The sequence below is a fragment of the Saccharopolyspora sp. NPDC002686 genome (assembly GCF_040295745.1).
In the GTDB taxonomy this organism is placed as follows: domain Bacteria; phylum Actinomycetota; class Actinomycetes; order Mycobacteriales; family Pseudonocardiaceae; genus Saccharopolyspora; species Saccharopolyspora oryzae.
Genome location: NZ_JBEOVY010000281.1, coordinates 1 through 10,522, shown reverse-complemented (window position 1 = coordinate 10,522; position 10,522 = coordinate 1). Strand labels below are relative to the sequence as shown.

Annotated in this window: 11 protein-coding genes; 4 read left to right on the top strand and 7 right to left on the bottom strand. The window is 70.3% G+C overall.

All coding sequences use genetic code 11. The annotated features are described in order from the left end of the window. Positions 1 to 211 (bottom strand): UvrD-helicase domain-containing protein (locus ABTZ89_RS28940; protein WP_351050532.1); only part of this gene is annotated, 211 nt, incomplete at its 3' end. Between the two features lie 352 nt (positions 212 to 563). Between ABTZ89_RS28940 and ABTZ89_RS28935 the strand changes: the two genes are divergently transcribed. Together ABTZ89_RS28935 and ABTZ89_RS28930 are read left to right on the top strand one after the other, a co-directional pair. Then, the gene (locus tag ABTZ89_RS28935) at positions 564 to 1,550 is read left to right on the top strand and encodes a chitinase (protein WP_270950273.1); all 987 of its coding nucleotides are present in this window, start codon (positions 564 to 566) and stop codon (positions 1,548 to 1,550) included. Positions 1,551 to 1,788: 238 nt separating this feature from the next. Further along, positions 1,789 to 2,076 carry an MGMT family protein gene (locus ABTZ89_RS28930; protein ID WP_270950274.1) on the top strand — a complete coding sequence of 96 codons (288 nt, stop codon included), beginning with the start codon at positions 1,789 to 1,791 and terminating at the stop codon, positions 2,074 to 2,076. On the opposite strand, the gene ABTZ89_RS28925 is transcribed toward ABTZ89_RS28930, so the two are convergent. Further along, on the bottom strand, positions 2,058 to 3,518 hold the full coding sequence (locus tag ABTZ89_RS28925) for an amidase (protein ID WP_351050527.1): 1,461 nt from the start codon (positions 3,516 to 3,518) through the stop codon (positions 2,058 to 2,060). The genes ABTZ89_RS28930 and ABTZ89_RS28925 overlap by 19 nt on opposite strands. Positions 3,519 to 3,629: 111 nt before the next feature. Here ABTZ89_RS28925 and ABTZ89_RS28920 point away from each other — a divergent pair, with 111 nt between their 5' ends. After that, entirely contained in the window at positions 3,630 to 4,223 is a 594-nt protein-coding gene (locus tag ABTZ89_RS28920; RefSeq protein WP_351050524.1) for a TetR/AcrR family transcriptional regulator, read from the top strand. Positions 4,224 to 4,243: 20 nt separating this feature from the next. Here the strand turns inward: ABTZ89_RS28920 and ABTZ89_RS28915 are convergent, their stop codons facing one another. The 5 genes from ABTZ89_RS28915 to ABTZ89_RS28895 form a co-directional block, all read right to left on the bottom strand. After that, a complete protein-coding gene (locus tag ABTZ89_RS28915; protein ID WP_270950277.1) occupies positions 4,244 to 5,077 on the bottom strand; it encodes a uroporphyrinogen-III synthase in 834 nt (277 codons plus the stop codon). Positions 5,078 to 5,118: 41 nt separating this feature from the next. Beyond that, positions 5,119 to 5,916 (bottom strand): TIGR02569 family protein, encoded by a 798-nt coding sequence (locus tag ABTZ89_RS28910; RefSeq protein WP_270950278.1) that lies wholly within the window; start codon positions 5,914 to 5,916, stop codon positions 5,119 to 5,121. A 167-nt stretch (positions 5,917 to 6,083) separates the two neighbouring features. Continuing rightward, on the bottom strand, positions 6,084 to 7,256 hold the full coding sequence (gene moeZ, locus ABTZ89_RS28905) for an adenylyltransferase/sulfurtransferase MoeZ (protein ID WP_270950279.1): 1,173 nt from the start codon (positions 7,254 to 7,256) through the stop codon (positions 6,084 to 6,086). A 185-nt stretch (positions 7,257 to 7,441) separates the two neighbouring features. Next, positions 7,442 to 8,437, bottom strand: a complete 996-nt coding sequence (locus tag ABTZ89_RS28900; RefSeq protein ID WP_351050519.1) for a DUF3152 domain-containing protein — start codon at positions 8,435 to 8,437, stop codon at positions 7,442 to 7,444. A gap of 172 nt (positions 8,438 to 8,609) precedes the next feature. Next, entirely contained in the window at positions 8,610 to 9,557 is a 948-nt protein-coding gene (locus tag ABTZ89_RS28895) for an alpha/beta fold hydrolase (RefSeq protein ID WP_351050516.1), read from the bottom strand. 200 nt (positions 9,558 to 9,757) lie between these two features. On the opposite strand from ABTZ89_RS28895, the gene ABTZ89_RS28890 reads away from it, so the two are divergent. Further along, positions 9,758 to 10,378 carry a TetR/AcrR family transcriptional regulator gene (locus ABTZ89_RS28890; protein ID WP_270948790.1) on the top strand — a complete coding sequence of 207 codons (621 nt, stop codon included), beginning with the start codon at positions 9,758 to 9,760 and terminating at the stop codon, positions 10,376 to 10,378. Positions 10,379 to 10,522: the final 144 nt, after the last annotated feature.

Sequence of the window (10,522 nt, the reverse complement as noted above, 5' to 3'; positions counted from 1 at the left end):
CAGCAGCCTTCTCCGGCGACACGTCGCGGTTGCGGATCCGGTCGGCGGCCAGCTCCGCGATGAGCGTGCTCTTGCCGGTCCCGGGGCCGCCGAGCACGCGCAGGAAGCCGGAGGTGTGCGCCAGCGCGCGCTGCCCGGCCGCGTCCCAAGTGGTGCGCCGCCGAGCTGGTTCAGCACGGCGCACGAGCACGGGCGCGGTCGGGGATGGCACCCGTCGATGGAACCACGCGTCGGCGACAAGGTCGCGAAGGGCTCGCGGTTCGCCGGCCCGATCCCGCCGCAGGTGGGGCGGTCGATCAAGGGTCTCCGCGTACCCGGTTCCGGGACCGTGCTGAACCGCCGCGCCCCTCCCCCACGTGTATTCGTGCGAGCCCGGTTCACCTGCGTTTTCCACGGAAACATCGCGCGCGTTTAACGCCAATTGAATGTGAATTCAAGACCACCTTTTGGTGGTACAAACCAATTTTTTCCTCTGGCATGGTTTCGGATCAACACGGGTTCCCCGCCCGTGACCTGCGAAATCTCTCCCCCGAGCCCCATTCCGCTCCCCGAAGGAGGAAATCGTGAGCAAGGTCCGCAAGAGCCTGCTTACCGGTGCGGCGGCGGCAGCGGCGCTGACCCTCGGCGCCGTTCCCGCGCTCAGCGCTGAAGCCACCGACGCCCGCCCCGAGGCCGCCTCCCCGGCCGCCGCCTCGCCCTACCTCTACAACGGCTGGGGCAACCCGCCCGCGGTCGGCGAGGTGATGAGCGCCACCGGCATCAAGGACTTCACGCTGGCGTTCATCCTCTCCGACGGCACCTGCAACCCCGCCTGGGACGGCAACCGCCCGCTCGACGGGCCGGAGAAGGCCGTCATCGACGAGGTCCGCGCCGGTGGCGGCGACGTCATCCCGTCCATCGGCGGCTGGGCGGGCAACAAGCTCGGCGAGGCCTGCCAGGACGCGCAGTCGCTGGCCGGCGCCTACCAGAAGCTGATCGACGCCTACGGGCTGAAGGCCATCGACATCGACATCGAGGCCACCGAGTTCGACACCCCGGAGGTGCAGGACCGGGTCCTGGAGGCGCTGAAGACCGTCAAGGAGGCCAACCCCGGCCTGCAGACGGTGATCACCTTCCCGACGCTGATCGACGGCCCGAACGACTCGGGCAAGCGGCTGATCGGCAAGGCCGCGGAGATCGGCGCGAACGTCGACGTGTGGACGCAGATGCCGTTCAACTTCGGCGGCACCGACATGGCGGCCGACACCATCACCTCCACAGAGGCGCTGAAGGAGCAGCTCAAGACCGCCTTCGGCTACACCGACGAGGAGGCGTACTCGCACGCCGGCATCTCGTCGATGAACGGCAAGACCGACACCGGCGAGACCGTCACCCCGGCCGATTACCAGAAGATGGCCGACTACGCCAAGGAGAAGAACCTCGGCCGGTTCACCTTCTGGTCGCTCAACCGGGACCGCTCCTGCGAGGGAGGCGGCGGCGCCGACGCCTGCAGCGGCATCGACCAGCAGCCGTGGGAGTTCACCAAGATCGTCGCCGGATTCCAGGGCTGAGCCCGAGCGAACGGCCCGTTCGCCACTCCCACCGGGACGAACGGGCCGTTCGCCGCACCGGCCACAGCCGCCCCGTACGACTCAGCGCAGTGAGCCTTTTTCATCCTGTCTAGCCTGCGACCGCGAAGCACGACCGGCACCGCGCGACGAGGGCGCTGAGGTTCCGCCACCCGCACCGCCACGCAAAACGAGGATGGAAAACCTCAGCCGGACGGTGCTGTGCGGTAGCTTCGGATTCGTGAACGAGGAGACCGTGGAGCAGGTGCGGGCGATCGTGGCGTCGATCCCGCCCGGGTCGGTGCTCTCCTACGGCGACATCGCCGAGATCGCGGGACTGCGCTCGGCGCGCATCGTGGGCCGCATCCTCGCCGAGGACAGCGCCGACCTGCCGTGGCACCGGGTCCTGCGTTCCAACGGCACGGTCGCCGAACACCTCCAGCACCGCCAGCTGGAACTCCTCCGCGCCGAGGGCGTCCTCGCCGACGGGGCCCGCATCAACATGCGCCGCTACCGCTGGGGCGCCTGAGAAATCGGGTTTCCCGCCCACACCGCGGGAATTCGGCCCGCCCACGGACTTGCCTGCTCGAGTTGTCCGGCGAGGCGGAAGAGGCGGCCTTCGAGCCCGTAACCGGCGGCGAACTGCATGCCGATCGGCAGCCCCGTCTCGACGTCGGCCGTCACCGGCACGGACATGGCGGGCATGCCGGTGACGTTGAACGCCGCGGTGAACGGCGAGATGTCGAAGAGGCGGCGGATCCAACCGAGGCCGTCCAACGCCTCCGCGCCCTCGGCGTGGGTGCCCAAAGGCACGGGCAGCTCCGGCACGGTCGGGGTGAGCAGCAGGTCGTGGGCGTCGAAGTAGCTCGCCATGCTCCGGGAAATCCGGTTCCGGACCTCGAGGGCGGTGACGAACTCGGTGCCGCTGACCCGCTTTCCGAAGTGGTAGCTGGCGAGCACGGGCGCCTCGAGGGTCGAGGAGTCGATGGGCCGGTCGAAGGCGGCCGCCAGCTCGTCGATCGAGGCCGCGAGGTTCGCCGTCCACTGACGGGCGCTGGCCAGGACGAATTCCTCCCAATCGACCCCGAGGTCGACCTCGACCTCCGCCACGTGGTGGCCGAGGGATTCGAGCAGGCGCACGGTGCGGGAGAGGGCGTCGGCCACCGGTGCAGCAGTGCGGTGTCCGCCCCAGGCATGGGCGAGGACGCCGATCCGCAGCGAGCCCGGCGGGCGAGTGACTTCCTCCGCGTACGGCCGGGACGGTTCCTGCGCGAAGTAGGGGTCACCCGGTTCCGGGCCGCGGATCTGGTCGAGCAGCACCGCGCTGTCGCGGACCGTGCGGCTGAGGCTGCCTTGCACGGCCAGTCCGTTGAAGACTTCGTCGAAGTCGGGGCCCGCGGAGACCCGGCCGCGGGTGGGCTTCAACCCGAAAAGACCGTTGTGGGCGGCAGGAACTCGGATCGAGCCGGCGGCATCGGTGGCGTGGGCGATCGGGACCACCCCGGCGGCGACCGCCGCGCCCGCACCCCCGCTGGACCCACCCGCGCTGCGCGCCAGGTCCCACGGGTTGCGGGTCGCGCCGTGCAGCACTGGCTCCGTCGTGTTGCTGTAAGCCATCTCCGGTGTCGAGGTGCGCCCGAAGGTCACCAGACCAGCACGGCGGAAGCGGCGCATCAAGGCGGAGTCCGCGGCAGCGACGTTGTCGGCCGCGAGCCGACTGCCCAGCTCCATCCGCCTCCCGGCCATCGAGACCCCGATGTCCTTGATCAAGAACGGGACCCCGGCCAACCTGCCGGAGCTGGGCCCGCGATCGGTCGGCCAGGTCTCCACGATGGCGTTGATCTGCGGATCGACCGCCCGCGCGGCCTCGCGAGCGGCTTCCTCCAGCTCGGCGGCCGACACCTCGCCCGCGGCCACCAGCTCCGCGAGCCCGACCGCGTCGAAGTCCACGTACTCGGCAACTCTCACCATCACTCCCAGTCGAGACCATCAAGTATCGGACGATACCAATCGGTATCACATGGAACGAGCTGGTACCGTAGCAGCGGACGAGCAGCCCGCCAACCGCCACGGAGCAGTCACATGGCATCGACCGCCAGCAGGCCGGGCAGGGTGGCGAAACTGCCACCCCGCGAGCGCATCCTCGACGCGGCGGAAGAGCTCTTCCAGGACGAGGGGATCCAGCGGGTCAGCGTCCAGGCGATCGCCGAACGGGCCGAGACCACCAAGATGGCGATCTACCGGCACTTCGAGACCAAGGACGCGCTGGTCGCGGAGTGGCTGCGGATCGTCGCCGCCGACTACCAGGCCGCCTTCGACCGGGCCGAGAGCGACCACCCCGACCGACCCCGGGAGCAGATCCTCGCCCTGGCCCGCTTCATCGTCGAGGGATTGCCGGCGATCTCGCACCGCGGCTGCTCGTTCATCAACTCCATCGCCGAACTGCCCGACCGCTCCCACCCCGCACGGCAGGTGATCGAGGAGCACAAGGCCCGCCAGACCCGCAGGCTGACCGGCATGTGCGCTGCGGCGGAACTGCCCGATCCCGAGCAGGCCGCCGCCGAGATCACCTTCCTGCTGGAAGGCGCGCAGGTCAGCGCGCAGAACGGAAGCATCGACCAGGCCGGGGATCGACTGATGAGAGCAGTCGAGCGGATCATCGATCAGCCCCGCTGACCGCCGCCCGGACCATCCACTTAGGACGATCGGGGTGCGCGCTCCGGGAGTTCGTCGGCCACGAGGCGGACCAGGGCGGCCGTGCGGGAGCGCTCCGGCATCGCGTGCGGCAGTCCCGCCGCTGCGATCGGCGCCGCCGTCACCGGTCCGACGCAAGCGATGAAAACCCCGTCCCGCAAGGCTTTCCGCAGCTCCTCGCCCCGGCCGGTGCGGTCCGCGCGGGCCAGGAAGTTGGTCGCCGCCGGCGCGCTGGTGAACGGCAGCGCGTCCACCTCGCCGCGCAGGACCGCGTCGATCAGGGCGTCCAGCGCGTCCAAGTCCACCGGGTCCGTCCAGCGGTAGACCGTCACCGGCACCACCTCGGCGCCCGCCTCGCGCAACGCGGCGCGGAACGAGAGCATCGGATCACCGTGCACCTGCAGCACGATCCGCTTGCCCGCGAGGTCCCGTTCGAGCAGGTGCGCCAGCACCTCGCCGGACTCCTCCGACGGCGAGGTGTAGGACTCCACCAGGCCGGAACCCCGCACCGCACCACGGGCTTTCGCGCCCCGCGCCAGCACTTCGGCCGAACGCAGGTGTTCCAGCAACCGCTCACCGGCGCCGGCCTGCTCAGCAGCTTCGAACCAGCCCCGGAACCCGACCCCGGTGATCGCCACGACGTAGTCGACCGGCCCGGCCAGCACCGCCTCGGTCGCCGCGGCCAGTTCGCCGTCCTCGGGCAGCGGCACCGTGTGCATCGCCGCGCCGAACAGCACCCGCGCTCCCCGCCGGGTGAACAGCGCCCCGATCTCCTCGGCCTTGCGCTCGGCCGTCACGCCCACCGTGAAACCGCGCAGCGGCTGGTCCTCGCTCACAGCCCCATCCTCACACCCGAACGGTCCAGCGGTGAAGGCGACTAGAGCACTTCGAGGACCATCTGCGAAGCGCGCTCCAGACCGGTCAGGGTCTGCGCGGACGAGCGCGGGTGCAGCGCGTGCACCGCCAAGCGGAACAGCAACGCGCGCAGCAGCGCCTGCGGCCAGTCGGTCAGGTGCGACCAGCGCTCCACGATCGCCGCGTCCGCGCCGCCCCAGGCCAGCGCGTCGATCACCACGACCGCCGCCGCCCACTCCGCGGGCCGCCAGTACGGGTTGAAGTCGATGATGCCGGGCGCCGCGTCGTCGGTGAACAGCACGTTCCCGAACAGGTCGCCGTGCACCACCTGCGGTCCCAGCTGCACCTCGCGCCGCGAACCGGCGAGCACGTCGTAGAGCCGACCGCCCTTCTCCTCGGGCAGCGAGTACTCCACCTCGCCCCAAGCCATCCGGTCGGCAAGCGCGTAGATGTCCTGGCGCGCCTCCAAGAACCGCGGCCGGGCCAGGAACCGGCTGGCCGCGTGCAGGCGCAGCGACATGGCCACCACGTCGTCGTGCCGCGGCTCCGCCCGCCCGTCGATGTTCCGGCTGGCCGACCACCCGGACACCACCCAGCGGCCGTCGGTGGACCGCACCGGGCGGGACACCCGGACCTCGTCCGGTTCGAGCAGGTCGAGGGTCTGCGCGACCCAAGCGGCCTCGGCGGTGTTCGCGGCGGGCTTCAGCACGATGTCCCCGCACCGCCAGGCGACTGCGCCCTCCAGCGACTCGGGATCTTCGACGCGCGCACCGAATGCCGCGCGCACGTGCGGCGGTGGCGGCTCCGGCGTAGGACTCACGAGCCAGACGCTACAACGATGATCGCCAAATCCGCAGCAGGCACTCCGAACCCCGCGAATACATCACGCCGAAAACTGTCTCCGGTGGTCCTTCTGCGCGGCGGTGCAGAACGACAGCGGGCCGACGAGCGCCGGAGCGCCCGTCGGCCCGCTGTCGTCGCAGTGGATCAGTAGGTCGGGAGGCTGGGGTCGACCTCGTTGGCCCAGCCCAGCACGCCGCCGCCGACGTGGACCGCGTCCGCGAAGCCCGCCTTGTGCAGCGCGGCCAGCGCTTCCGCCGAACGGGCGCCGGACTTGCAGTGCAGGACGATCTTGCGGTCCTGCGGCAGCTCCGCGAGCGCCTCGCCGGAGAGGATCCGGTCCTTCGGGATCAGCTTCGAGCCCTCGATCTTGACGATCTCGTACTCGTGCGGCTCCCGGACGTCGATCAGCTCGAACTTCTCGCCGTTGTCGAACATCGACTTCAGCTCGCCCGGGGTGATCGTGCTCTTCGCCGCGGCTTCCTGCGCGTCGGAGGAGACCACGCCGCAGAACGCCTCGTAGTCGATCAGCTCGGTGATCGGCGTGGCGTTGGGGTCCTTGCGGATCTTGACGGTGCGGTAGTTCATCTCCAGCGCGTCGTAGATCATCAGGCGCCCGAGCAGCGTCTCACCGATACCGGTGATCAGCTTGATCGCCTCGTTGACCATGATCGAGCCGATGGAGGCGCACAGCACGCCGAGCACACCGCCCTCGGCGCACGACGGCACCATGCCGGGCGGCGGCGGCTCGGGGTACAGGTCGCGGTAGTTCGGACCGTACTGGTCCCAGAACACGCTGGCCTGGCCCTCGAAGCGGAAGATCGAGCCCCACACGTACGGCTTGCCCGCCAGCACCGCGGCGTCGTTGACCAGGTACCGGGTGGCGAAGTTGTCCGTGCCGTCCAGGATCAGGTCGTAGTCGCGGAAGATGTCGAGGGCGTTGTCCGAGCTCAGGTGCACCTGGTGCAGGTTCACCTTGACGAACGGGTTGACCTCGGCGATCGAGTCGCGCGCGGACTCGGCCTTCGGCCGCCCGAGGTCGGACTGCCCGTGGATGACCTGGCGGTGCAGGTTGGACTCGTCGACCTCGTCGAACTCGACGATGCCGAGCGTGCCCACCCCGGCCGCGGCCAGGTACAGCAGCGCCGGGCTGCCCAGGCCACCGGCGCCGACCACCAGCACCTTGGCGTTCTTCAGCCGCTTCTGCCCGTCCATCCCGACGTCCGGGATGATCAGGTGGCGGCTGTAGCGCGCGACCTCTTCCTTGGTCAGCTCAGCCGCCGGTTCGACCAGCGGCGGCAGCGACGTTGCGCCGGACATTCCCAGCTCCTCCTCAATGGTCGGCACCACCTGCGCACGAGCACGCGGGCGGCACCTCAAGCGTCCCCGGAAGCGCCCGAACGGGGCCTCACGGAATCTGCAACGCAAGACTCCCCGATGCCCTTCCGCAACCCAAACTACTCCCACACTCCGAGACGCAACCCGCCCGAAAACCGCGACTGGTATCAGCCGGTCGGGAACGGCCAGGCGTTCGGCTTGCAGACGAATCCGTCGGACGGGATCTGGGTGCCCTGGTCGGCGATCTTGTTCAGCTCGTGCAGCTCGTTGTTCGAGACGCTGAAGCTCTGCTGCATCATCACCGGCGCCAGGCCGCCCTGCGTCGGGCAGCCGACGTGCTTGTTGCCGAAGACGTGCCCGACCTCGTGGTTGATCGCGTAGCGGCGGTAGTCCCCGATGTCGCCCTGGAACGACACCGCGCCGCGCACCCAGCGGGCCGCGTTGAGGTAGACCATCTCGCCCTTGCGGCACGAGCTGTCGTAGGGCACGCCGTTGCTGTAGTCGCAGGCCTCGCGCGCGGTCTGCTGGCTGACCAGGATCACCCGGAAGTCGGGGCTCTCGCCGCCCGCGTCGACCCGCTGCAGCGAGATCGGCCCGTCCCCGGTGGCGCCCTGCGGGTTGGTCCAGCTGCGCGGGTCGGACAGCGTCGTCTGCACCAGGTTGCCGAAGTCGGCGTTGGGGTCGGCCAGTTCCACGCCGACCTCGACCTCGACGGTGTAGCGGTACAGCTGCCCGTGGCCGATCACGGGCGAGCTGCCGGGCAGCACCTGGAAGGTGCGCGCGCCGGTCTCCGGGATCTTGCCGCCCGGCGGTAGGTCGGCGGAGAACAGGTTCGGGTCGAACTTCTGCCCCGGGGCGGCTTCGGTGACGACCGGCTGCTCCGGGGTGTCCGAAGCGGTCCCGGCCTGGTCGGTGGTGGCACCGCCGTCGGTAGGGCGCACGGTCTGGAACACCGCGAGCGCGCTGATCACGACCAGCAGCGGCACGGCGTAGACCCGCCAGCCGTACCGGGACACCACTCCGGCGCGCTTCTTCCGGCGCGGTCGCGGGCGCGGCTCGTCCTCGAACTCCTCGGCGTCGTCGACGATCTCGGGTTCGGACGGCTCGGCGGTCGGGTTCCAGGACGCCGCCAGCGGCTCCCCCCGCTTCTCGCCCGCGTTCACTCTCGCGCGAGCACGACCTGCCGGTCGGCGGTCGTTCGCGGATTGACGAGGTCGCTGCGGCGGGCGGGTCACGCACATTAGCGTGCCACAGCCCATCCGGCACCCCAGGTCACACCGGCCACTGCGGGTGACCGGGGGGACGACGCCCACCCGGACCGGCCCAATCCGATCATCACCAGTTGTCCGACTCCACCAGGCCGAGCACCGCCCGCGCGACGATCCGTGGCCGCTCCATCTGCGCTACATGACCCGTTCGTGGTAGTACGAGCAGCTTTCCGCGTGGAATCAGCAGCGCGGTGCGCGGCGCCTTCCGGACCGAGACGACCCGGTCTTGCGCACCCCACACCACGAGCGTCGGCGCGCCGATCTCCGGCAGCAGCCGCCACAACGAGCGCGCCGGCGGCACCAGCCAGGAACGCAGCAGCTCCACCGTGGTCCGCCCCAGCGCCGGTCCGGCCCAGGGCAGTCCGTCGCGCTCCTCGAACTCCGCGACCGCCTCGGCGAAGCGGTGCGGCGGTACGACGTCCGGATCGGCGAAGCACAGCCGCATCAGCTGCTCGGTCCGCTCGGCCGGCGTCACGGCGGCCAGCTGCCGACGCGTCCGCGCCCCGATCACCGGCACCATCGCCAGCGCGATCCGCGGATCGGAGACCCGCCGGGGATCCAGCCGCAGGTCGGGCATGGCCGGGGAGATCAAGGTCAGCGTGGCGATCAGGTCGGGGCGCTGCCCCGCCACCTCGACGGCCACCGCCGCGCCGAAGGAGTTGCCGGACAGGTGCACCGGGGCGGGCAGCTGCTCCAGCAGGCCGATCACCGCTTCGGCGTTGGCCTGGCGGGTGCACGGGAACCCCCGCGGTGGTTCGGTGTGGCCGAATCCGGGTAGGTCGACCGCGATGCTGCGCAACTTCACCGAGAGCACGGCGGCGAGGTCGGTCCAGTTCGTCGAGGATCCGGCCAGGCCGTGCAGGTGCACTGCGGTCTCAGCGGTCACCGCTGGTCCGGGCGTCTCCCGCACGTGCAGCCGCACCGGCCCCCAGCCGGTGGCGACGTCGACGTGCTGCCCGGGCGGAGGTTTGGCCGCGAGGTCGACCGGAGGAACGCCCTCGGCTACCAGCGGCACCCGCGTCAGCTCCCGTCGGCCGAGCTGGTCTCGTCCGGGAACCGCAACAGTAGGTGTAGTGGTGGTCACAACTACAGCATGATGGCCCCTCGACCACCGGATTTCGCCACCTGGGCCTACCGACGAGTAGAGTCAGTGCGCACCGGAGGTCGCCAACGGCCGCCGAGCGCGCTTTTGGAAGGAATCGGGTGGAGGCGAGGATGACCGAGACCGCGCAACCTGGCCGAGGTGTCCGGTTGCCCCGCGACGCACGCCGCGCGCAGCTGCTCGAAGCTGCCCAGCACGTGTTCGTGCACAACGGCTACCACGCGGCGGCGATGGACGACATCGCCGAACGCGCGGGCGTCAGCAAGCCCGTCCTCTACCAGCACTTCCCCGGCAAGCTCGAGCTCTACCTGGCGCTTCTGGACGTGCACGGCAACGAGCTGGTGCGCCGCGTCCGCGAGGCCATCGCGTCCACCTCGGACAACAAGCTCCGGGTGCGGGCGGCGATCGGCGCGCTGTACGAGTTCGTGGCGGGCGAGGACCAGGCGTTCCGGCTGGTGTTCGAGTCCGACCTGCGCGGCGAGCCGGCGGTGGAGAAGTCCGTCGAGAGCGCTCTGCACGGCTGCATCGACGCGATCACCGAGGCGGTGACGGCGGATGCCGGGCTCGACGCCGAGCGCGCCCGCCTGCTGGCGGTCGGCCTGGTCGGCCTGGCCCAGGTGACCGCGCGCGACTGGCTCGACGCGCGCGGAACGATCTCCCGGGACGAGGCGGTCGGCCTGATGTCCACCCTCGCCTGGAAGGGCCTCGCCGGCTTCCCCCTCCAGAACACCTGACCCCGGATCCGCAAATTCAATGAAAATCGGACATCCAATTTCCATTGAATTTGCACACCCCCCGACACCCAGCACCCGCCCGGACGGCTCGGTGCCCGTCCTGGGTGGTCCGCAGTTTCAATTGAAACTGCAGACCCCAGGCAC